Origin of the sequence: Staphylococcus auricularis (genome assembly GCF_001500315.1) — a bacterium.
GTDB classification, from domain to species: domain Bacteria; phylum Bacillota; class Bacilli; order Staphylococcales; family Staphylococcaceae; genus Staphylococcus; species Staphylococcus auricularis.
Genome location: NZ_LLER01000002.1, coordinates 111022 through 133570 on the forward strand (window position 1 = coordinate 111022; position 22549 = coordinate 133570).

The following is a 22549-nucleotide window of genomic DNA, read 5'->3' on the forward strand; positions in this document are numbered from 1 at the left end:
AAGTGAAAGTGATCATTTAAGTGTGAATTGACATGTTTTGAAATGAAAATGTAATGAACAGATTTCCCAATTTTCCATGGAAAAGCATACTTTTAGTAGGAATATTTAAAAATTTGCCCTTTATTGTAGATAAACGGATAAACCCTTACATGCTTTAAACATACACTCAACATTATAAATATTATTATATCGAGCATACTTATTTATATTAATGTAGTTTTGGCTTAATCAATAAACTTAAATAAAATAGTTAGATACTACAAAAGAATAAAAAAGTCAATATTGATTATCTGATTTTCAATAGGTATAATATTATTAAATATTTCTGAATATTTTAAAAGGAATGTTTATTGTGAAAAGGGGGATGGATATATGCTTAGATATGTTTTAAAACGTATAGGTTATATGGTGGTTTCTCTATTCATCATCATGACCATTACTTTTTTTCTCATGAAATTGATGCCTGGTTCACCGTTTAACGATGAAAAGTTAACGCCAGATCAAAAAGCAATCGTGAATGAAAAGTATGGATTGAATGATCCAGTCATTATTCAATATGTGAATTACGTCAAGAATATCGTGACTGGTGATTTTGGGAACTCATTTCAATATAACAACCAACCTGTTTGGGATCTCATTAGTCCGAGATTAATACCATCGATCGAAATGGGAATCGCTGCGATGGTTATCGGCGTCATATTGGGACTGATTCTCGGCGTGGCAGCAGCAACGAAACAAAATACTTGGGTGGATTATTCTGCTACAGTCATTTCTGTTATCGCTGTCTCAGTACCATCATTCGTGTTAGCTGTGTTACTCCAATATGTGTTCGCAGTTAAATTAGAATGGGTACCTGTCGCAGGATGGGAAGGTTTTTCAACGGCTATTCTACCGTCACTGGCACTGTCTGCGGTCGTCTTAGCCACAGTTGCACGTTATATTCGTGCTGAAATGATAGAAGTGCTCAGCTCTGACTACATACTACTCGCTAGAGCTAAAGGGAACTCTACGATGCGTGTATTATTCGGTCATGCATTACGTAACGCATTGATACCGGTTATTACAATCATCGTACCGATGCTCGCAAGCATTTTAACAGGGACATTAACCATTGAAAATATTTTCGGTGTACCTGGTTTAGGGGATCAATTCGTAAGATCTATTCAAACGAATGATTTCCCAGTCATCATGGCAACGACACTACTCTTCAGCACACTCTTTATCGTATCTATTTTTATCGTGGATATTTTATACGGTGTGATTGATTCAAGAATTCGATTGCAAGGGGGTAAAAAATAATGACAAAAGATAAATTTAACGACGAAATAGAGCCCTCCAATACAGTCATGACACATACAGCTGAAACATTAACTGAATCAGATTTTGTGCGAAGTGACTATGATATTGAAAAAGAACCAGAAATGCAGCGTGAAAGTAAGAGTTTCTGGCAAGACGCTTGGTTACAACTGAAACAAAATAAATTAGCCATTGTCGGACTGATCGGTTTAGTGCTGATCATCATCTTAGCTTTAGTGGGTCCGTTATTGAGTAATCACACATACGAAGAACAAAATATTGAACACCGTAACTTACCCGCAAAAGTACCGGTCTTAGATAAAGTACCATTCTTGCCATTTAACGGTGAAGGTACAGAAGGTGATGCGTACGAAGCGGCAGGAGCCAAAGAAAATTATTGGTTTGGGACAGATCAACTGGGCCGTGATTTATGGTCTAGAACTTGGCAAGGTGCGCAAGTCTCTCTCTTCATCGGTGTCATTGCAGCGTTGCTCGATATTTTTATCGGCGTCGTCTATGGTGCGATATCCGGATTCTTCGGGGGTCGACTCGATGATATCATGCAACGTATCATCGAAATCATTGCTTCAATACCGAATTTGATTATTGTTATTTTATTTGTACTCATTTTTGAACCCTCTATTTGGACAATCATTTTAGCGATGTCTATCACAGGGTGGATCGGTATGAGCCGTGTTGTTCGAGGGGAATTCTTGAAATTGAAAAACCAAGAATTCGTGCTCGCTTCACGTACACTCGGTACATCTAACATGAAACAAATTTTCAAACACATTTTACCGAATGCGCTAGGACCTATCGTGGTTACATCAATGTTCACAGTACCGAATGCGATCTTCTTCGAGGCATTCTTAAGCTTCATCGGTATCGGGGTACCAGCACCGAGAACATCACTGGGTTCTTTAGTTAACGATGGTAGACAAATGTTACTCATTCATCCACATGAATTGTTTATACCAGCGGCCATCTTAAGCTTACTCATTCTATTTTTCTATCTATTTAGCGATGGCTTACGAGATGCATTCGATCCGAAAATGCGTAAATAACAAAGGGGTGAAGGGAAATGACAGAACGTATATTAGAAGTCAAAGATCTACATGTCTCCTTTGATATTCATGCTGGGGAAGTCCAAGCAGTACGAGGTGTAGATTTTTTCTTAAACAAAGGTGAAACATTAGCGATTGTAGGTGAGTCTGGTTCAGGAAAATCAGTCACAACGAAAGCAATTACTAAATTATTCCAAAAAGACGAAGGTAGAATTAAAAAAGGCGAAATCTTGTTTATGGGAGAAGATTTAGCAGACAAGTCTGAACGAGAATTAAATCAATTACGTGGAAAAGAAATTTCTATGATTTTCCAAGATCCGATGACATCACTTAACCCAACGATGAAAATCGGTAAACAAGTCATGGAGCCACTGATTAAACATCGAAATTACAATAAAAAAGTTGCTAGAAAACGCGCATTAGAAATCTTGAAACTAGTTGGCTTACCCCATGCAGAAGAACGCTTCAATGCCTATCCGCATCAATTTTCTGGGGGTCAACGTCAACGTATTGTCATCGCAACTGCACTCGCTTGTGAACCTAAGATTTTAATTGCCGATGAACCGACGACAGCACTTGACGTAACGATGCAGGCACAAATTTTAGACTTGATGAAAGAATTACAAGGCCAGATTGATACATCTATCATTTTCATTACACATGATTTAGGGGTTGTGGCGAATGTGGCTGATAAAGTCGCCGTCATGTATGGGGGTCAAATGATCGAATCAGGGGATGTCGATGAAATCTTCTATGATCCGAAACACCCTTATACTTGGGGCTTATTATCTTCTATGCCAGATATGGACACAGATATTAATACAGAATTACTCGCTATTCCTGGGACACCGCCTGACTTATTAAATCCGCCTAAAGGTGATGCGTTTGCAGAACGAAGTCAATATGCGTTAGATGTAGACTTCAAGGTTGAGCCACCATGGTTTAGAGTCTCTCCTACACACTATGTGAAATCGTGGTTACTCGACGAACGTGCACCAGAAGTAGAGTTGCCTCAAATGGTACAAAAACGGTTAAGACCGATGCCAAATAACTACGATCAACCGATTAAAGTAGAGAGGGTGACGTTCGATGACAAATAATGAAATTTTATTACAAGTGAAGCATTTAAAGCAATATTTTAACGAAGGGAAACACAACGAAGTCCGCGCGATAGATAACATCTCATTTGATGTATACAAAGGTGAAACGCTCGGCTTAGTCGGTGAGTCTGGCTGTGGAAAATCAACGACAGGTAAGGCTATCGTGAAACTAAACGACATTACTGGGGGAGAAGTATTATACGAAGGGGTCAACATACAACAAATAAAAAATCGTAAAGACTCACTGCAATTCAACAAGAAAATTCAAATGATTTTTCAAGACCCATATGCGTCACTGAATCCTCGTTTGAAAGTGATGGATATCGTCGCAGAAGGCATCGATATTCACCATTTAGCGGCTAATAAAAAAGACCGTAAGAAACGGGTTTATGATTTGTTAGAAACAGTGGGGTTAAGTAAAGAACATGCGAACCGTTATCCGCATGAATTCTCAGGGGGTCAACGTCAGCGTATTGGCATCGCGCGTGCATTAGCAGTAGAACCAGAATTTATCATAGCTGATGAACCTATTTCAGCGCTAGATGTTTCTATACAAGCCCAAGTCGTTAATCTGTTGTTTAAATTGCAAAAAGAACATAACATTACGTTTTTATTTATCGCTCATGATTTGTCTATGGTGAAATATATTTCTGATCGCATTGCAGTGATGAACCAAGGTAAAATTGTGGAACTTGGAACGGCAGATGAAATTTATAATCATCCATTACACGATTACACGAAATCATTATTATCAGCAGTACCTCAGCCAGATCCAGAGAGCGAGAAAAAAAGAAAACGAATCACTTACGAAGAAGATGAAACGAAAAATAAAGACAGATCGCTTCAAGAAATTGCGACAGGTCATTATGTGTTTGTGACAGATGAAGAAGCAGATCAACTCAAAAACGATGAAAGCAAAGTATTAAGTTAAAGGGAAAGGGGGATGACGATGAAATTAAAACAGTTTAAACTCATAGCTATCTTAATGGTTGCAGTACTACTCACAACAGCATGTGGTGCGAATGCGGAAAGCATTTATGATGACAAAGGACAAGTGTTCCGTAAGGCCTTATCACAAGATATGACAACATTTGATGCGGCACTAGCTACAGATAACATCTCGTTTGAAATCATGGACCAAGTTTTTGAAGGTTTATACGTCCTTAATGAAGAAGACGAAGCTGAACCGGGTGTAGCTAAAGGGATGCCTAAGAAAAGTGACGACGGTAAAACGTTAACGATTGATCTTCGTAAAGATGCTAAATGGTCGAATGGTGATCCAGTGACAGCAGACGATTTCGTTTACTCATGGCGTAGAGTTGTTAATCCAGATACAGCCTCTGAATATGCCTATATCATGTATGATTTAAAAAATGCAGAAGCCATCAACCAAGGTAAGAAGAAACCCGAAACACTCGGAGTTAAAGCATTAGGAAAATACAAACTACAAGTCGAGTTAACGAAACCATTGCCTTATATCAATGAACTGCTAGCCTTTGGTACATATTTACCAGTCAATCAAAAGGCCATCAAGAAATATGGTGAACAGTACGGTACAACAGCTGATAAAGTCATTTATAACGGCGCGTTCAAAGCGAAAAATTGGGCACCAGAAGATAAAATTGAAATGGTTAAAAATGATAAATACTGGGATCGCGACGCAGTGAAATTAACAAGAGTAAACTATAAAATCATCAAAGACCAACAAGCAGGTGCTTCGTTATTTGATACAGGTTCTATCGATGACACAGGTATTTCATCTGAACAAGTTGATAAATATAAAGATAGTCCAGCGTTAGATAAACAATTACTAGCATCAACGTGGTTCTTAACACTTAACCAAGAAAAACCTGAGTTTAAAAATAAATCATTTAGACTCGCACTGGCTCAAGCGATTGATAAAGAACAATATTCAAAAGAAGTGTTAAATAATGGTTCTAAGACCATGGATCAATTCACTTCAAAAGAGACATTTAAATCACCAGATGACTCTGATTATACAGATGGCATCGAATCCAATTTACAACATGACCCTAAAGCAGCTAAGAAAAATCTAGAAAGAGCGAAGAAAGAATTAGGGAAAGATGAAATTACGTTCACATTTACAACGAATGAAACACCCGATGATAAAGTCTCTGCAGAATACTTGAAGAGTCAAATAGAAAATAACTTGCCAGGTGTGACAATGAAAATTAAAACGATGCCAGGTAAACAACGTATCAATGCGATGCTTACTGGTGATTTTGAAGTCGGTATGGCAGGTTGGGGCCCGGATTACGCTGACCCATTAACTTTCCTTGAAATCATGACTTCAGATAATCCGCAAAACTATGGTAAGTGGAGCAACAAAAAATATGATCAACTGGTTAAAGATGCGAACGGTAAATTGCTCACAGATCTCGATGCACGCGATGCAGCACTAAAAGAAGCGGAAGAGATTATGTTAGATGACGTAGCCGTTGCACCGATCTTCCAACAAGGACAAACTCACTTAACAAATCCGCAAGTGAAAGGGTTAAAATACCATAAAATAGGTGGTAATTTGATACTTAAAAATGTCTATATCGATAAGTCCATTGATCGTGAAACAGGTAAGAAGAAAACTGAATAACTCTCTAAATTAGCACAAGTTGTGTGTATTATTAACAAGAATAATCCCGTTTACCTTTTGTAAAGGTAGACGGGATTTTTGTGTGTATGTAACACTCAATATTCACTCAATATTTACAATGTTAAGGCGATGATCAGATTCAAGATTAAGTAACAGACATTACATATCGCCGCTGTCTTAAAGATTGGATACACATGATAATGCACCTTTTTTGCCTCTTTCGGATTGAAAAATGAATCCTTTTCTATTTCAGTTCTACGTTTTTTGCTAGATAGTTGATAGCGAATGCGTCTAAAGCCGTAACTCGTCGCATCTAGCACACCATCTTGAATAATAATTAAGATAAAAGACACGATAAATAAGATGATTGATACGTAAAATGCGATATTGATGAATAATGCATCAGTCACTAGCCAAATGACTAGACTGAGCAAAGGTGTGAATAAGATGGGAATGATCCAATTAATTGGTTTTTGCATAGGATACCTCCATAATCATTAAATTTATTTTACCGCAAAAAAGGTGATTTGTGTAATTGCACTTTAAAAACCATGTCGAAAATACAGTTGTGCACCTCATTACCACAAAAATAGTAAAAAGTCAATATTGATTATCGAAATCCCTGCCGCTATAATATTATTAAATATTTCTGAAAATTTTAAAGGGAATGTTAATTTTGAAAAAAAGGGGGATGAAATATGCTTAGATATGTTTTAAAACGATTGGGATACATGGTAGTTTCACTGTTAATCATCATGACGATTACATTCTTTCTCATGAAACTCATGCCTGGTTCACCGTTTAATGACGAAAAGTTAACGCCACAACAAACTGAAATCTTAAATGAGAAATATGGCCTCAACGATCCTGTCATTGTGCAATACGTCAATTACATAAAGAACGTCGTTACCGGTGACTTTGGGAACTCTTTCCAATATAATAACCAGCCTGTATGGGATTTGATTGGTCCACGTTTAATACCGTCAATTGAGATGGGTATTACAGCGATGATTATCGGGGTTATCCTTGGCGTAATCCTAGGTGTAGCTGCTGCTACGAAACAAAATACATGGGTTGACTACACAGCGACAGTCATTTCTGTAGTTGCTGTATCTGTCCCATCATTCGTATTAGCGGTGTTATTACAATATGTATTTGCAGTTAAACTCCAATGGGTTCCAGTTGCAGGATGGGAAGGCCTATCTACAGCCATATTACCGTCACTTGCTTTATCAGCCGGAGTATTAGCGACTGTAACTCGATATATTCGAGCGGAAATGATTGAAGTGTTGAGTTCTGATTATATTTTACTTGCGAGAGCTAAAGGGAACTCGACGTTACGCGTGTTATTTGGTCACGCTTTACGTAACGCACTCATTCCAGTCATTACGATCATTGTACCGATGTTAGCAGGAATTTTAACAGGGACGTTAACCATTGAAAATATCTTTGGTGTACCTGGACTCGGGGACCAATTCGTAAGATCGATTCAAACGAATGACTTCTCTGTGATCATGGCAACAACATTGCTATTCAGTACATTATTTATCGTTTCTATTTTTATCGTGGATATTTTATATGGTCTCATCGACCCAAGAATTCGTGTTCAAGGGGGTAAAAATTAATGACTAACAAACATTTGAACAAAGACATCGAACCCTCAAATGCCGTGATGACACACACTGCGGATACAATTACTGACTCTGATTTTGTACAAAGTAACTATGATATCGAGGTCGAACCGGAGCTGCAAAGAGAAAGTAAGAGCTTCTGGCAAGATGCTTGGATTCAATTAAAGCAGAATAAATTAGCGATTGTTGGTTTAATCGGTCTTATTTTAATTATTATACTCGCACTCGTAGGTCCATTAATTAGTAGTCACACCTACGATGAGCAAAATATTGAGCACCGAAACTTACCAGCTAAAATTCCAGTGCTCGATAAAGTGCCATTCTTACCGTTTTATGGTCACGATGGAGATGTTGACGCTTATAAAGAAGCTGGCGCTAAAGAAAATTACTGGTTTGGTACCGATCAGCTAGCCCGTGATTTGTGGGCTAGAACATGGCAGGGTGCTCAAATTTCACTCTTTATTGGTATCATCGCAGCTTTACTAGATATTTTTATAGGGGTTGTATACGGGGCAGTCTCCGGATTCTTTGGGGGCCGAATAGATAACTTCATGCAGCGTTTTATTGAAATTATTGCCTCTATACCAAACCTGATTATTGTTATCTTATTTGTAATCATCTTCGAACCATCTATCTGGACTATTATTTTATCTATGTCCATTACAGGATGGATTGGTATGAGCCGTATCGTGCGTGGTGAGTTCTTGAAGTTAAAAAACCAAGAATTTGTACTCGCTTCACGTACACTCGGAACATCAAAATTAAAACAAATCTTTAAACATATTTTACCGAATGCTTTAGGTCCGATTGTCGTAACATCCATGTTTACTGTACCGAGTGCGATATTCTTCGAGGCGTTCTTAAGCTTCATCGGTATCGGGGTACCTGCACCGAGAACATCGCTAGGATCACTCGTAAACGATGGTCGACAAATGTTATTAATTCACCCACATGAATTATTTATACCAGCTACTATTTTGAGTTTATTAATCTTATTCTTCTATCTATTTAGTGATGGTTTACGAGACGCATTCGATCCGAAAATGCGTAAATAACAAAGGGGTGAATGGAAATGACTGAACGTATATTAGAAGTGAGAGATTTACATGTTTCTTTTGATATTCACGCAGGTGAAGTGCAAGCAGTACGCGGCGTAGACTTTTACTTAAATAAAGGTGAGACCTTAGCGATTGTAGGGGAATCAGGTTCTGGTAAATCTGTAACAACTAAAGCTATTACCAAACTGTTCCAAAAAGACGAAGGTAGAATCAAAAAAGGTGAGATTCTCTTTTTAGGGGAAGACTTAGCTACTAAATCTGAAAAAGAACTCACACAGTTGCGGGGTAAAGAAATATCGATGATTTTCCAAGATCCGTATGCCTCTTTAAACCCACGCTTGAAAGTCATGGATATTGTCGCTGAAGGTATCGATATTCATAATCTAGCATCAAGTAGGAAAGATCGTAAAAAACGCGTTTACGATTTACTTGAAACAGTGGGTTTGAGTAAAGAACATGCGAGTCGTTACCCACATGAATTCTCAGGTGGGCAACGACAACGTATTGGGATTGCGCGTGCATTAGCAGTTGAGCCAGAATTTATCATTGCAGATGAACCTATCTCGGCGCTCGATGTATCGATTCAAGCACAAGTCGTGAACTTACTGCTCAAATTACAACGCGAACGCGGCATTACCTTCCTATTTATAGCCCATGATTTATCAATGGTTAAATACATTTCAGACCGTATTGCAGTAATGAACCGTGGTAAAATCGTCGAACTTGGAACTGCTGACGAAATTTATAATCATCCACTACATGATTATACGAAATCTCTGCTCTCTGCAGTACCTCAACCGGATCCAGAAAGTGAGAGATCGAGAAAACGTATTGAATACAAAAACGATGATGCACTTAATGACAGTAGATCCTTGCAAGAAGTGAGACCAGGGCATTACGTATTTGTAACGGATGAAGAAGCAACTCAACTGAGAGCCGTTGATACAACGGTTGTAAATTAATGGGGAAGGGGGATTATTATGAAATTAAAGCGTTTAAAATTAGCCGGTGTCATACTCTAATCTGTGTTGGTGACAACCGCTTGTGGCGCGAATGCAGGTAGTATCTATGATGACGAAGGACAGGTCTATCGTAAAGCGTTATCTGGTGATATGACTACATTGGATGCTTCGCAAGCAACAGACACCTTAACGTCTCAAATTATGGCTCAAGTATATGAAGGCTTATATGTATTAGATGAAGAAGACCAGGCTATTCCAGGTATAGCGAAATCGATGCCGAAGAAATCAAACGGAGGTAAGACGTTAACAATTGACCTCCGTGAAGATGCGATATGGTCTAACGGAGATCCGATTACAGCTGACGACTTCGTATACTCTTGGCGTCGTGTTGTTGCACCAGAAACAGCTTCAGAATATGCATTTATCATGTTTGATTTGAAAAATGCAGCTGAAATCAACCAAGGACAGAAGAAACCTGAAGAATTAGGTGTTAAGGCGTTAGATAAATATAAGTTACAAATTGAATTAACGAAACCATTACCTTATATTAATGAATTACTTGCCTTTGGTACATTTTTACCAGTCAACCAAAATGCGGTTAAAAAATATGGTGAACAATATGGTACGACTGAAGAAAAAACAGTTTACAACGGACCATTTAAAGTTAAAAATTGGGCACCGGACGATAAAGTAGAGATGGTTAAAAATGATAAGTACTGGGATAAAGATGCTGTCAAATTGGATAAGATCAGTTACAAAGTCATCAAAGACCAACAAGCCGGAGCTTCGTTATATGAAACGAACTCAGTCGATGATACAGGTATTTCTTCAGAACAAGTAGATAAGTACGAAGGAGATCCATCAGTTTATAAAACATTGGTAGCCACAACGTGGTATATTAGCATGAATGAGGACGTGCCGGTATTCAAGAATAAAGATCTGAGATTAGCGATTGCGAAATCAATCAATAAACAAGAATATGTAAGAGAAGTTTTAAACAATGGGTCAAAACCTATAGATCATTTTGTTCCAAAAGAAACCTTTAAATCACCAAATGGGGAAGACTTTGCTAAGGGTGTAAATTCACCATTACAATATAATCCTGAAGAGGCGAAAAAACACCTAGAAAAAGCGAAAAAAGAACTCGGTCAGGATGAAATATCTTTCACATTTATTACTAATGATACGCCAGACTCTAAAATCGATGCCGAATATCTGAAGAGTCAAATTGAAGGAAACTTACCAGGAGTCCATATGAAGATTAAAACGATGCCTGGTAAACAAAGAATCAGTGCCATGGCACAAGGTAAATATGAAGCGGCTATGGCTGGATGGGCGCCTGACTATGCTGACCCACTTACATTCTTAGAAACAATGACGAGTGAGAACCCACAAAATACATCTCACTGGAAGAATAAAGAATTTGATCAGTTAATTAAAGATGCAAATGGTACGTTATTAACAAGACTTGAAGAACGTGACCGTGCGTTGAAAGACGCTGAAGAGCTTCTCTTAAACGATGCAGCGATCGCTCCGATTTACCAAATGGGTGGTACGAAATTAATAAATCCACAAGTGAAAAATATTCAGTACCATAAAATTGGTGGAGATGTAACGTTTAAACATACTTATATCGATAAGTCTATTGACCGTGAAACAGGTAAGAAAAAAGACGAGAAATAAGTATAGTGAGATAGTATCTATATCGTTTATGAATGACTGAATAAACGATTTACGAGAGAGAATAGAGAACGATTAAGTTTTTGATTTCCTCGCGTAAAATAAGCTGAGACATGTAGTTGTCTCAGCTTTTCTTTGTTTATAAAACAAAACCTCCAATTGACATGAGCCAATTGGAGGTGATTTGTGATACAAAAAGTATGAGATACGGGTGTTTGATACTCACATATCTGTGATAATGAAATTAGTTTCTTTTACGACCTAATCCCATCGCATCTTCCATTTTTTGTAAAGTTCTTTCTGATGTTTGTTGTGCTTTATCGCGACCTAAGTCTAAGATTTCATCTAATTTGTCTGAGGTATAGTAGTTTTCGTAGCGTTCTTGGAAGTCTGTTAAGAATGATTTAACTACTTCAGCTAAGTCATTTTTAAACTCACCATAATTAGAGTCTTTGTATTTAGCTTCTAAGTCGCTCACTGATTCATCAGTTAAGCTAGAGTAGATAGAGAGTAAGTTTGAAACGCCTGGTTTATTTTCGACGTCGTATTTCACTTCACCATCTGAATCTGTGACAGCACTTTTAATTTTCTTAGCCGCTGCTGCAGGATCTTCGAGTAATGAGATGTAGTTTTTGTGATTGTTATCACTCTTACTCATCTTACTTGTAGGATCTTGAAGGCTCATTACACGTCCGCCTACTTTAGGCATACGAATTTCTGGTTTAACAAGAATATCATCGTAACGTGAATTAAAGCGCTCAACAAGATTACGCGTAAGCTCGATATGTTGTTTTTGGTCTTCACCTACTGGCACGATGTTTGTATCGTACAACACAATATCTGAAGCCATAAGTGGAGGATACGTAAGTAAACCAGCTGGAATACCTTCTGTTTGTTTCTGGGCTTTGTCTTTGAACTGAGTCATACGTTCTAGTTCACCTATGGTAGAAATTGTAGTCAACATCCAACCTGCCTTTACGTGTGCGGGAACTTCGGATTGAATAAAGAGGGTAGATTTCTCTGGATCAATCCCTGAAGCGAGATAAATCGCTGCTAATTGTCTGATTTGTTCACGTAATTTCACGCGATCTTGTGGAGCTGTAATCGCATGTTGGTCAACAATACAGAAGTAACAATCGTAATCGTCTTGTACTTCGCTGAATTGTTTTAATGCTCCGATGTAATTTCCGAGAGTCGGAATACCGCTGGGTTGGATACCTGAAAATAATGTTTCCATAATAGTTGCCTACTTTCTAAATAAGATGTTCTATTTTTAACTATTATAACACTATTTCATTCATTTGTGACATGTGTTATAATAAAAAATGTAACTTTATCTCACATTATGAATACGGCCTTCGTGGCTATTGAAAAAGTATTCTAAAAAATTAAGAAATTCTCATTTAATTTTAATGTTAAATGGGTATAATGTAGACATAAGGTTGAGAAACTCAATAGATTACACAATATTTCTTAATCATAAAAATAATGTGAACAATGAATATTATTCATATAATAGGAGAGTGAGATGTATGGTAACATTATTTACTTCACCAAGTTGCACATCTTGCCGTAAAGCGAAAGCATGGTTACAAGAACATGACATTCCGTATACGGAGCGAAACATTTTTTCTGAACACTTGACTGTAGACGAAATCAAACAAATTTTAAAAATGACAGAAGATGGAACGGATGAAATCATTTCAACACGTTCTAAAACATATCAAAAATTAAACGTAGATATCGATGCATTACCACTTCAAGATTTATATTCAATTATTCAAGATAACCCTGGTTTATTAAGACGCCCAATCATTTTAGATGAAAAACGTCTACAAGTTGGATATAACGAAGATGAAATCAGACGTTTCTTACCAAGAAAAGTTCGTACGTTCCAATTACAAGAAGCGCAACGTATGGTAGATTAATCAAAAAGCATACATTTAATTGATAACCATAAAGTAATTGATATACATATTGATTGCTTTATGGTTTTTACTATATCTTATAAGATAGGATGATTTCAAAACACAAGGCTTATAAAGGCTAAGCTAGTGCTGTTTTCTAGCTCACATAAAGGGTATATGTTATTATAGGTATTCAACAAAGCTTATCAAATATATATAAACATATGGATTGTAATTTTTACTGCGTTCTAATACAATATGGATACTATTCATCGACTGTAAGGAGTGAGATGATATGAGAATAGAACGAGTTGACGACACAACAGTGAAACTTTTTATAACGTATAATGATATAGAAGCCAGAGGATTTAAACGTGAAGACTTATGGTCAAACCGTAAACGTGGAGAAGAATTCTTTTGGAATATGATGGAAGAAATTAACGAAGAAGAAGATTTCGGTGTCGAAGGTCCATTATGGATTCAAGTACACGCTTTTGAAAAAGGTGTGGAAGTTACTATTTCTAAATCTAAAAATGACGACTTTAACAATATGACTGACGAAGAAGCTGAAAGTCAATTTGACACGCAAATCAGTGACCTATTATCTAATACAATCGATCAACATGATAGCTTAGAAGACTTATTTGAGCAACGTAAACAACAACAAGCAGCGGCAGAAGCATCTAAAGAAACAGAACAAGAAGATGTGCACATGACGCTTGTGAAATTCAATGATCTTGAAGAAGTGATTGATTATGCTTACCATAACAATCAAGCTATAGATGAATTTGAAGATTTATTGTTTACACTCGATAACGAATTTTATTATGCGACTTATTTCGATCGTAACGTCACACAAGATGAAATCAATGATTACTACAGTCAGTTGCTTGAGTTTGCTTCACCATCTGACCGTTCAGAGCTCTACTTAAATGATTACGGTAAAATCATAATGAGCCATAATGTAACAGCGCAAGTACGTCGCTACTTCCCTGATACAGAAGCATAATTGACTGAAATACGAATAACAAAAAGTTAAAAAACTTCATCATTATTTTTAAAAGCCGATTGAAAGCACATTCAATTGGCTTTTTTTGTGTTCGGAGGATGTTCACACCATATGGCACGCTCACAGCTTGAATTAAATATTTACATAAAAGAGAAGTAAAAAGTCTGTCTTAACCGTGTATAGATGTAAAGGGGCTTAAAAGCACTTTTAGGTGGGAGGAGAAACAGCTGTTATTTGCGAAAGATGCTAATCAACAATATGTTTGGGCTGTAAATGCAGTGAAAGGGGAACATTATGTCTGTCCACATTGCGAACGACCAGTCATTTTAAAACATGGAATGAAAACCAGGCCCCACTTTGCACACATGAGACATGATCATGGCACATGTTCTTATGGCGAGAACATGACACATTATGATGCAAAATATATGTTGGCACAACAGTTGAAGGAAGCCGGCTATGAAGTCAATATAGAACCTCATATATCAAGCATTAATCAGTATCCAGATTTGCTAGTGGATGAACAACATGTTTTAGAAATCCAGTTATCCAACATACCTATTAATGTGTTACAACAACGTACTCAAAGACTTATGGACGCAGGATTCGATGTGAGATGGGTGATCGCAAATCCAGTTTACTACCAGCATGTAATTAAGCTTTCGCAATATGAAAGTGCTTGTATTGAGACACGAACACGTGAATTGTATGCATGGTGTAGTACGTCTCAACGTTTATATATTTATGATGCGCTTCAGCATATAGGTGGTAATCGATTTTATGCACGGAGGCGTGTAGCTAACCTCTCTACCTTATTTAAACAAGACATTATGCCATTTGAAGGTAAGGTACTTAAAATGAGCGGTGATAAGATATGTCGCTATTTAAATGGTTGTAAACGACAACAGAGCGTCCATCAACCTACATTGAGCGCTCAATATCAACTCCGATTTACAGATGAAGATGTTTGTTACTTCTGTGGATTCATTTTGCCTAATCAGCTTTATATTCAAGCACATCCTATCTATTGGCAATTACAATTGATTATAATGATAGAAAAAGATCAGTTCGATATTCAGCAACTCCTTCAATTGATGAAACCAAGAGCTTTCGCATGCAATTTTAACCAAGACCAATTAATTAAGCACACCATTAAACAATACGTGCAGCTCTATCAACAATTGAAATATTATAGCGTGCAAAAAAAGCTATAAAATGAGAGAATATGAATAATCATAATCATTAGGAGGTTTACATATTATGAGTCAACAATTATCAAGAGAAGAACAAGAACGTAAATATCCTGAATATACGTGGGATTTAACAACTATCTTTGAAGACGATGATGCTTGGGAAGTGGCTTTTAAAGAAGTTGAAGACCAACTTGGCGTAGAAGAACAATTTAAAGGCCACCTTGGTGACGATGCAGACACTTTATATCAAGCACTTTCAACAGAAGATGAAATCGGTACAAAACTTGAAAAAGTCTATGTGTACGCACACTTAAAACAAGACCAAGATACATCAAATGATAAATACACTGGCTTTGAATCACGTGCACACCAATTAATTATCAAATTTAGTTCTGCATGGAGTTTCTTAGTGCCAGAAATTTTACAAATCGACGAAGCTACAATCAAATCATTTGTTGAACAAAACGATGACTTAAAACGCTACGAATTTGACTTGAAATTAATCAATGAAAACCGTCCACACGTATTGAGCGCTGACAAAGAAAAATTATTAACAGAAGCACAAGATGCATTATCAACACCAGACAATGTTTATGGCATGTTTAGTAATGCGGACTTAGAATTTGAAGATGCCGTGGATAGTGAAGGTAACAAACATCCACTAACGCAAGGTACATTTGTGAAATTATTAGAATCTGATGACCGTGAATTACGTCGTTCAGCCTATAATAACCTCTACGAAGCATACGGTGCATACAACAATACGCTAGGTGCTACACTTGCTGGGGAAGTGAAGAAAAATGTATTTAACGCACGTTCACACCAATATCAATCTGCACGTGAAGCAGCATTAAGCAGTAACTTCATTCCAGAAAAAGTACATGATAACCTAGTTAAAACAATTCACGAATACTTGCCTTTATTACACCGTTACACTAAATTACGTAAATCACTACTCGGAATAGATGACATGAAAATGTATGACATGTATACACCATTAGTTAAAGATGTGAAATTCGATATGCCATACGAAGAAGCTAAATCATGGATGTTAGAAGCACTAAAACCAATGGGCGAAACATACATGAATGTCGTTAAAGAAGGTTTAAATAATGGCTGGGTTGACGTTTACGAAAATAAAGGTAAACGTTCAGGTGGTTACTCTTCAGGTGCCCATCTTACAAATCCATTCATTTTATTAAACTGGTCAGATACAGTGTCAGATTTATTCACACTAGTGCATGAATTTGGTCACTCTGTACACAGCTACTTCAGTAGACAAAATCAACCTTCTAACTTGAGTGATTACACTATCTTTGTCGCAGAAGTTGCTTCAACATGTAACGAAGCATTACTCAGCGATTACATGGATAAACATTTAGATGATGATCGTCGCTTATTATTATTAAATCAAGAATTAGAACGTTTCAGAGCAACGTTATTCCGTCAAACAATGTTCGCAGAGTTTGAACATAAAATTCACCAAATCGAAGAAGCAGGAGAACCATTAACACCAAATCGTATGAACGAAGAATATGCGAAATTAAACCGTGAATACTTTGGTGATACTGTAGAAACAGATGAACACATCAGTAAAGAATGGTCACGTATTCCTCACTTCTACATGAACTACTATGTTTATCAATATGCGACAGGTTACAGTGCAGCTCAAAGCTTAAGTCACCAAATCTTAACTGAAGGTGAACCTGCAGTTGAACGTTACATTAACGAATTCTTGAAAAAAGGTAACTCTAATTATCCAATTGAAATCTTGAAAAATGCAGGTGTCGATATGACAACACCAGAACCTATTGAACAAGCATGTAAAGTTTTCGAACAAAAATTAGATGCCTTTGAAGAACTTATGAATGCGAAAAAATAAGGTAATCGCTTACAATATGACGAGTTTGTGACAAATTTAATTTGTGGAGATTTTTCTATTGATAGGGGCTTTTGTGCATGTTATACTATGAACATGAAATTAATCACATAACAAACATACCCCTTTGTTTGAAGTGAAAAATTTCTCCCATCCCCTTTGTTTAGCGCCGTGTTAATAAACACGGCGTTTTTTTATGCCTTATTTTAATGAATAGTCTTCGTAACGTCATTAACCTCATTCAACAATGATAAGATTCCCTGAATATATATCAGTTGGCACAAAGTTGAGTTAAACAATCAAAGACATAATAAAAGAGAAGCACAGAATCAACGTTCTGTGCTTCTCTCTATTTCGTTCAACATTTATCTTAACCATTCAATTATATTTTTGATCTCCAGAAGTGCTCTTCTGGGGAAGGTTCTTTTTCGATTTTTTGTTGAAGCATTAACTTTTTAAGTTCTTTATTCAATACTTTTTCTGGCCATTCATATATCGTTAATAACTCTTGCTTCGTCACAAGTTGTTGTTGTTTAATATATTCTTCTAATGGTGGTGGTAATTTTTTCTCAATCGCCACACCCATTAATTCATTAATAATGTAAGTATAAATGTGATATGGATAAAGTCCTTCAACCTTGAGCCCTTCTTCTTGAACATCTTCATTAAAGAAGACGAGGGAAGGGGCTTCGTTAATATCCATCTCACGCGCGATGTGTAAATCAACTTGTAGACTCTCGCGTAATTTTTGACAGTGAAGGTCTTCTTTAAACACTTCATAGTCTAAACCTGCGTGGCAGATACAGTCAGACACGACATCTTCCGTAATAATTTCTTGGTTAGGAATAATTTTATTTTGTACTAAATGGATGAAACGTTCTGCACGTATTCTACCTTGCAATTCAGCAGCTTTATAAGCAAGTGCGATATTATCATCATTAGACGTACTTTGTGCCTGACATTTCGTCAAAATACGTAATGATGGATTCAATATATGCCTAACACGAATGTATTTTTGATATTCGAGCCGTAATTTTGAAAGAATTGCAGACAACTTGAAACAATCTTTACTGAACGGGTCGAAAAAGGAATAGATTTCAATTTTATTCACAGGTGAAAGATTTATATCTTCACGACTATCTTCTTGTATCATTTTTAATTCTTCAGTCATGTTAATTCCACCTACAATTAAATTTCGGTATTGACCATATGATTGGCAACTAAACACAATCGTTCATATAAGTAATCGCCAACACCAGCAGGCAATTGAGCTGCTTGAATTGCGATATACATATTTTCTAACCAAGCATCACGCTCGGCGTTTGTGATTCTGAACGCTAAATGCCGTTTTCTCAACATCGGGTGGCCATGTTCTTCAGTATATAGCTTGGGCCCTCCAAGAAATTGGGTTAAGAATTGCTTTTGTTTACGACTTGTTTCTTGAAAATCTCCTGGAAATAAATGGTTGAGTCGATCATCTTGTTCTACTAATCGATAAAAGTGATCAATCATATCATAAAGTGCGTCAGGTCCAATGATGTCATAAGGTGTTTGGTTCATTTTCTTCACCATATCTAAATAATATAATACTAATATAACATGAATTTTTACATTTGGAAGTAATTTGACTTTTGGCCATAACAGGTCAATGTCTATGGTTCAGCTCTGATTTACGTGTGAAAAAACGTTGGACTTTATTGTTCGGTTTTTCATGTGTCATACCGAATTCTTTAAGTATTTCGTCGAATTGTTGTTTCCCTTGATCATGATCTTCAACTTCGAATTCTAATTCATAATCTACACAATCTAAATAGCTACTTTTATCTAGTACTAATAAGTTGTCCCCAAGTTTACGTTCCATGCGTTCAGTCGTCAGTGAACCTAATACTGTTAAATCTGAGAGATCAACATCCATTGCTTTAAGTTGCTCTAAAATGTCCTCAGGTAAATCATCAGATTGTATCGTTTGGTCAATCTGTGGCACTAAATCTATATCATGGTTATATTCAGTTAAGCCAACCTCTGCAGGCACTTTCAATGTCATTTCATATTGATCCTCATGTTCACGAATACGTAAAGCAGAATGATGCTCACGTAAAGTGAAATCCGTGGTTTCTATATAATAGTTCGTTTGAACAAAGGGTGTCTGTGATTGGAAGTATTTGTCATAAATGCTGTTGTATTGAGATTGAGATAACAGCTGTTTGAATTCTATTTCGTTATGCGTCGACATCTAATCACCTCTTAAGCCTTATTATGCCTCAGTTCACATTATAATTAAAATGATTCACTCTATGGGAACATGCGATATTGCGCGTGTTTTACAGCATTTTCAAAAATAGCTCAACGGGCAGTACAATCAAAAAGTTGTGGTGGGGGTTGCGCGTGTGAAGTCGTCTTAAATTATGTTAAAATGAATAGGAACAAGGAGGATTAAACTCGGTATGCGTATATATGTGAATGAAATGAAAGTTAAAGATAACCAAATTTTGTGCTATACTGACAAATCGACTGAAGGCTTTACTGAAGCAGGTCAAATGTTAGTAGATAGCGATAACTATGGCCTTGCCTATATTTTAGACGATGGTCAATCGTATTCTTATTTAATCTTTGTGAGAGAAACATGGTCCATGCTACATGAAAATAAAGGGAAACAAATTGTAGTCAATGACGACTTAGTGTTAGAACAATTCGATAATGAGTTGGATTACATACTTGAAAATATTGAAGGAAATTCTAATTATGGTAAAGAATTCGTTCAAGAAGTAGAAACCATTTTTGAACTCGGATAAATGATGATGTGAGAGTTGACTGAAGCGGAGTGAGGCAATATGAATCAATGGGATCAGTTTTTAGCTCCATATAAACAAGCAGTAGATGAATTAAAAATTAAATTAAAAGGGCTTAGAAAACAGTACGAAGTGGGTGATAATGCATCACCAATCGAGTTTGTCACAGGGCGTGTCAAACCGTTAACGAGTATTATCGATAAAGCAAACAAACGTAACATCTCTTTTGATCGATTACATGAAGAGATGTATGACATTGCAGGACTACGTATCATGTGTCAGTTTGTCGACGATATTGCGGTCGTGGTGAATCTGCTAAGACAGCGGAAAGACTTCGAAGTGGTGGAAGAACGTGACTATATCAGTAATACTAAACAGAGTGGGTATCGTTCTTATCATGTAATCATTGCATATCCCATCGAAACGTTAAGTGGTAATAAGCAAATTTTAGCGGAAATCCAGATTCGTACACTGGCGATGAATTTCTGGGCTACCATTGAGCACACATTAAGATATAAATATGATGGAGACTATCCACCAGAAATTCAACATCGACTAGAACGTGCAGCAGAAGCAGCCTTCTTACTCGATGAAGAAATGTCAGAGATTAAAGATGAAATACAAGAGGCACAAAAATACTATTCGAAAAAGCGGTCGAAAAAGTAAAATTTTGACGAATGGGGTGTAATCATGCGCTATGCAATTTTATCAAAAGGTGATTCAAAGTCGAATGCATTGAAGCAGAAGATGATTAATCACATGTCAGATTTTCAAATGATTCAAGATGAAGAAAACCCAGAAATTGTCATTTCTGTAGGTGGCGATGGGACACTATTACAAGCCTTTCATCGCTATAGTCATTTGTTGTCAGACTGTGCGTTTGTAGGGATACATACAGGACATCTTGGCTTCTATGCTGACTGGCTACCTCATGAAATCGAAAAATTAATTATCGAAATCAATAATTCTGAATTCCAAGTGATTGAGTATCCGCTATTAGAAATTATTGTGCGTTATAACAATAATGGATATGAGACACGTTATCTCGCTTTAAATGAAGCGACGATGAAAACAGAAAATGGTTCTACGCTCGTGGTAGACGTCAATATTAGAGGAAAGCACTTCGAACGCTTTCGTGGGGATGGGTTATGTATTTCAACACCATCAGGCTCAACTGCATACAACAAAGCACTTGGTGGGGCGTTGATTCATCCTTCATTAGAAGTCATTCAAATCGCTGAAATTGCATCTATTAATAACAGAGTCTTCCGTACTGTAGGCTCCCCGCTTGTCTTACCAAAACATCACACATGTTTAATTAAACCGGTCAATCACGATTCCATTTTAACAACGATTGATCACGTCAGTATTAAACATAGAGATGTCAATGCGATACAATACCGTGTTGCGAATGAAAAGATTCGTTTTGCTCGATTTAGACCTTTCCCTTTCTGGAAACGTGTGCATGATTCCTTCATTTCTAGTGAGGATGATGAATGATGCAGTTCGAATATCACATCACGCAAGACGAAACGGTCAAATCTTTTTTACAACGACATCAGTATTCAAAGAAAGTGATGAGCGCCATTAAACGTAATGGCGCTTTAATTGTTAATGGTACCCCTGTGACTGTGCGAAAGGCATTAACAGTAGGTGATCTGTTAACGGTTAAACTCCCCATAGAGCAACCGAGTGAGAGTCTCAGGCCGGAGATCAGTGATTTACATATTTTATATGAAGATGATTATTTGCTCATTGTGTCCAAAAACGCTGATCAAAATACGTTGCCTTCACGAGAACATCCACATCACAGTTTAGTCGAGCAAGCACTCGCCCATTTACAGCAATCTGCTTTAGAGGTACCACATATTATCACCCGGCTCGATCGCAATACGTCAGGCATTGTCATGTTCGCAAAGCACGGTTTTATTCATCATTTGATGTCGACCGTACCGATACAAAAACGATATTTATGTATTTGTGAGGGGGAGGTTCCCGAAGTAGATGTCATTGAAGCACCGATTGCACGTAAAGCAACAAGTATTATTGAGCGAACGGTTGATTTTGAAAAGGGGAAGTACGCGAAGACAGGTTATAAACGTTTACAGTTTAACGGTGAATATAGCTTGTGTACGGTACAGCTTTATACAGGCCGTACACATCAAATACGTGTTCATTTTCAACATATCGGACATCCATTGGTCGGCGATGGGTTATATGGGGGCCCTACAGATAGGTATGCACATCAGCTACTGCGTTGTACTTCAGTCGCATTTCAACATCCCATCACAGGTGAGGAGATTCAGATTCAAGATCAGTATCAACCTATTGAAACACTCTTTGAGATGGTATGACGGTTTCATCTCAACT

The 22549-nt window shown here is 37.0% G+C and carries 22 protein-coding genes and 1 pseudogene; 18 read left to right on the plus strand and 5 right to left on the minus strand.

The annotated features are described in order from the left end of the window. The first annotated feature begins 372 nt into the window (after positions 1-372). From opp3b (APS80_RS01205) to APS80_RS01225, 5 genes are read left to right on the plus strand one after another with little or no spacing between them, the layout of a single operon-like run. Entirely contained in the window at positions 373-1299 is a 927-nt protein-coding gene (gene opp3b / locus APS80_RS01205; protein WP_059106458.1) for an oligopeptide ABC transporter permease, read from the plus strand. Next, on the plus strand, positions 1299-2360 hold the full coding sequence (gene opp3C, locus APS80_RS01210) for an oligopeptide ABC transporter permease (RefSeq protein ID WP_059106459.1): 1062 nt from the start codon (positions 1299-1301) through the stop codon (positions 2358-2360). The genes opp3b (APS80_RS01205) and opp3C (APS80_RS01210) overlap by 1 nt, the downstream gene beginning before the upstream one ends. A 17-nt stretch (positions 2361-2377) precedes the next feature. Then, entirely contained in the window at positions 2378-3460 is a 1083-nt protein-coding gene (locus APS80_RS01215; RefSeq protein WP_059106460.1) for an ABC transporter ATP-binding protein, read from the plus strand. Continuing rightward, the gene (locus APS80_RS01220) at positions 3450-4391 is read left to right on the plus strand and encodes an ABC transporter ATP-binding protein (RefSeq protein ID WP_059106461.1); all 942 of its coding nucleotides are present in this window, start codon (positions 3450-3452) and stop codon (positions 4389-4391) included. Before APS80_RS01215 ends, APS80_RS01220 begins: the two co-directional genes overlap by 11 nt. 18 nt (positions 4392-4409) lie before the next feature. Further along, a complete protein-coding gene (locus APS80_RS01225) occupies positions 4410-6071 on the plus strand; it encodes a peptide ABC transporter substrate-binding protein (protein ID WP_059106462.1) in 1662 nt (553 codons plus the stop codon). A gap of 113 nt (positions 6072-6184) precedes the next feature. On the opposite strand, the gene APS80_RS01230 is transcribed toward APS80_RS01225, so the two are convergent. After that, complete coding sequence (locus APS80_RS01230; protein WP_059106463.1) at positions 6185-6550, minus strand: DUF3899 domain-containing protein; 366 nt, start codon at positions 6548-6550, stop codon at positions 6185-6187. A 219-nt stretch (positions 6551-6769) separates the two neighbouring features. On the opposite strand from APS80_RS01230, the gene opp3b (APS80_RS01235) reads away from it, so the two are divergent. The 4 genes from opp3b (APS80_RS01235) (at position 6770) to APS80_RS01250 (ending at position 11405) form a co-directional block, all read left to right on the plus strand. Continuing rightward, positions 6770-7696: an oligopeptide ABC transporter permease gene (gene opp3b, locus APS80_RS01235; RefSeq protein ID WP_059106464.1), complete on the plus strand. Its 927-nt coding sequence runs from the start codon at positions 6770-6772 to the stop codon at positions 7694-7696. After that, on the plus strand, positions 7696-8757 hold the full coding sequence (gene opp3C / locus APS80_RS01240; RefSeq protein ID WP_059106465.1) for an oligopeptide ABC transporter permease: 1062 nt from the start codon (positions 7696-7698) through the stop codon (positions 8755-8757). Before opp3b (APS80_RS01235) ends, opp3C (APS80_RS01240) begins: the two co-directional genes overlap by 1 nt. 11 nt (positions 8758-8768) lie before the next feature. After that, on the plus strand, positions 8769-9722 hold the full coding sequence (locus APS80_RS01245; protein WP_059106466.1) for an ABC transporter ATP-binding protein: 954 nt from the start codon (positions 8769-8771) through the stop codon (positions 9720-9722). A gap of 63 nt (positions 9723-9785) precedes the next feature. Then, positions 9786-11405 (plus strand): peptide ABC transporter substrate-binding protein, encoded by a 1620-nt coding sequence (locus APS80_RS01250; RefSeq protein ID WP_232234369.1) that lies wholly within the window; start codon positions 9786-9788, stop codon positions 11403-11405. A gap of 241 nt (positions 11406-11646) precedes the next feature. On the opposite strand, the gene trpS is transcribed toward APS80_RS01250, so the two are convergent. After that, positions 11647-12639 (minus strand): tryptophan--tRNA ligase, encoded by a 993-nt coding sequence (gene trpS, locus APS80_RS01255; protein WP_059106467.1) that lies wholly within the window; start codon positions 12637-12639, stop codon positions 11647-11649. 295 nt (positions 12640-12934) lie between these two features. On the opposite strand from trpS, the gene spxA reads away from it, so the two are divergent. From spxA to pepF, 5 genes and pseudogenes are all read left to right on the plus strand, one after another. Next, entirely contained in the window at positions 12935-13330 is a 396-nt protein-coding gene (gene spxA / locus APS80_RS01260; protein WP_059106468.1) for a transcriptional regulator SpxA, read from the plus strand. Positions 13331-13604: 274 nt separating this feature from the next. Then, positions 13605-14318 (plus strand): adaptor protein MecA, encoded by a 714-nt coding sequence (mecA, locus tag APS80_RS01265; protein ID WP_059106469.1) that lies wholly within the window; start codon positions 13605-13607, stop codon positions 14316-14318. A 278-nt stretch (positions 14319-14596) separates the two neighbouring features. Then, a pseudogene (locus tag APS80_RS11215) lies at positions 14597-14686 on the plus strand (competence protein CoiA family protein); the annotation flags it as partial. 36 nt (positions 14687-14722) lie between these two features. Next, positions 14723-15532 carry a competence protein CoiA family protein gene (locus APS80_RS01270; RefSeq protein ID WP_442247106.1) on the plus strand — a complete coding sequence of 270 codons (810 nt, stop codon included), beginning with the start codon at positions 14723-14725 and terminating at the stop codon, positions 15530-15532. Between the two features lie 46 nt (positions 15533-15578). Continuing rightward, on the plus strand, positions 15579-17393 hold the full coding sequence (pepF, locus tag APS80_RS01275) for an oligoendopeptidase F (protein WP_059106471.1): 1815 nt from the start codon (positions 15579-15581) through the stop codon (positions 17391-17393). A 379-nt stretch (positions 17394-17772) separates the two neighbouring features. Here pepF and yjbH read toward each other — a convergent pair whose 3' ends face one another. The 3 genes from yjbH to APS80_RS01290 form a co-directional block, all read right to left on the minus strand. After that, entirely contained in the window at positions 17773-18561 is a 789-nt protein-coding gene (gene yjbH / locus APS80_RS01280; protein WP_059106472.1) for a protease adaptor protein YjbH, read from the minus strand. A gap of 17 nt (positions 18562-18578) precedes the next feature. Beyond that, the gene (locus APS80_RS01285; RefSeq protein WP_059106473.1) at positions 18579-18950 is read right to left on the minus strand and encodes a truncated hemoglobin YjbI; all 372 of its coding nucleotides are present in this window, start codon (positions 18948-18950) and stop codon (positions 18579-18581) included. A gap of 85 nt (positions 18951-19035) precedes the next feature. Next, on the minus strand, positions 19036-19623 hold the full coding sequence (locus APS80_RS01290; RefSeq protein WP_059106474.1) for a CYTH domain-containing protein: 588 nt from the start codon (positions 19621-19623) through the stop codon (positions 19036-19038). Positions 19624-19834: 211 nt separating this feature from the next. Between APS80_RS01290 and APS80_RS01295 the strand changes: the two genes are divergently transcribed. Genes APS80_RS01295 through APS80_RS01310 form a run of 4 tightly spaced genes read left to right on the plus strand, consistent with a single transcriptional unit; the run spans position 19835 to position 22533 of the window. Then, entirely contained in the window at positions 19835-20182 is a 348-nt protein-coding gene (locus APS80_RS01295; RefSeq protein ID WP_059106475.1) for a UPF0738 family protein, read from the plus strand. Between the two features lie 39 nt (positions 20183-20221). Further along, complete coding sequence (gene yjbM / locus APS80_RS01300) at positions 20222-20845, plus strand: GTP diphosphokinase (RefSeq protein ID WP_059106476.1); 624 nt, start codon at positions 20222-20224, stop codon at positions 20843-20845. Positions 20846-20869: 24 nt separating this feature from the next. Further along, complete coding sequence (locus tag APS80_RS01305; RefSeq protein ID WP_059106477.1) at positions 20870-21679, plus strand: NAD kinase; 810 nt, start codon at positions 20870-20872, stop codon at positions 21677-21679. Continuing rightward, the gene (locus APS80_RS01310; protein WP_059106478.1) at positions 21679-22533 is read left to right on the plus strand and encodes an RluA family pseudouridine synthase; all 855 of its coding nucleotides are present in this window, start codon (positions 21679-21681) and stop codon (positions 22531-22533) included. Before APS80_RS01305 ends, APS80_RS01310 begins: the two co-directional genes overlap by 1 nt. Positions 22534-22549 lie beyond the last annotated feature (16 nt).

Coding starts and splice junctions, on each gene's coding strand:
- opp3b (WP_059106458.1), top strand. CDS start 373: ATGCTTAGATATGTTTTAAAACGTATAGGTTATATGGTGGTTTCTCTA.
- opp3C (WP_059106459.1), top strand. CDS start 1,299: ATGACAAAAGATAAATTTAACGACGAAATAGAGCCCTCCAATACAGTC.
- APS80_RS01215 (WP_059106460.1), top strand. CDS start 2,378: ATGACAGAACGTATATTAGAAGTCAAAGATCTACATGTCTCCTTTGAT.
- APS80_RS01220 (WP_059106461.1), top strand. CDS start 3,450: ATGACAAATAATGAAATTTTATTACAAGTGAAGCATTTAAAGCAATAT.
- APS80_RS01225 (WP_059106462.1), top strand. CDS start 4,410: ATGAAATTAAAACAGTTTAAACTCATAGCTATCTTAATGGTTGCAGTA.
- APS80_RS01230 (WP_059106463.1), bottom strand. CDS start 6,550: ATGCAAAAACCAATTAATTGGATCATTCCCATCTTATTCACACCTTTG.
- opp3b (WP_059106464.1), top strand. CDS start 6,770: ATGCTTAGATATGTTTTAAAACGATTGGGATACATGGTAGTTTCACTG.
- opp3C (WP_059106465.1), top strand. CDS start 7,696: ATGACTAACAAACATTTGAACAAAGACATCGAACCCTCAAATGCCGTG.
- APS80_RS01245 (WP_059106466.1), top strand. CDS start 8,769: ATGGAAATGACTGAACGTATATTAGAAGTGAGAGATTTACATGTTTCT.
- trpS (WP_059106467.1), bottom strand. CDS start 12,639: ATGGAAACATTATTTTCAGGTATCCAACCCAGCGGTATTCCGACTCTC.
- spxA (WP_059106468.1), top strand. CDS start 12,935: ATGGTAACATTATTTACTTCACCAAGTTGCACATCTTGCCGTAAAGCG.
- mecA (WP_059106469.1), top strand. CDS start 13,605: ATGAGAATAGAACGAGTTGACGACACAACAGTGAAACTTTTTATAACG.
- APS80_RS01270 (WP_442247106.1), top strand. CDS start 14,723: ATGACACATTATGATGCAAAATATATGTTGGCACAACAGTTGAAGGAA.
- pepF (WP_059106471.1), top strand. CDS start 15,579: ATGAGTCAACAATTATCAAGAGAAGAACAAGAACGTAAATATCCTGAA.
- yjbH (WP_059106472.1), bottom strand. CDS start 18,561: ATGACTGAAGAATTAAAAATGATACAAGAAGATAGTCGTGAAGATATA.
- APS80_RS01285 (WP_059106473.1), bottom strand. CDS start 18,950: ATGAACCAAACACCTTATGACATCATTGGACCTGACGCACTTTATGAT.
- APS80_RS01290 (WP_059106474.1), bottom strand. CDS start 19,623: ATGTCGACGCATAACGAAATAGAATTCAAACAGCTGTTATCTCAATCT.
- APS80_RS01295 (WP_059106475.1), top strand. CDS start 19,835: ATGCGTATATATGTGAATGAAATGAAAGTTAAAGATAACCAAATTTTG.
- yjbM (WP_059106476.1), top strand. CDS start 20,222: ATGAATCAATGGGATCAGTTTTTAGCTCCATATAAACAAGCAGTAGAT.
- APS80_RS01305 (WP_059106477.1), top strand. CDS start 20,870: ATGCGCTATGCAATTTTATCAAAAGGTGATTCAAAGTCGAATGCATTG.
- APS80_RS01310 (WP_059106478.1), top strand. CDS start 21,679: ATGCAGTTCGAATATCACATCACGCAAGACGAAACGGTCAAATCTTTT.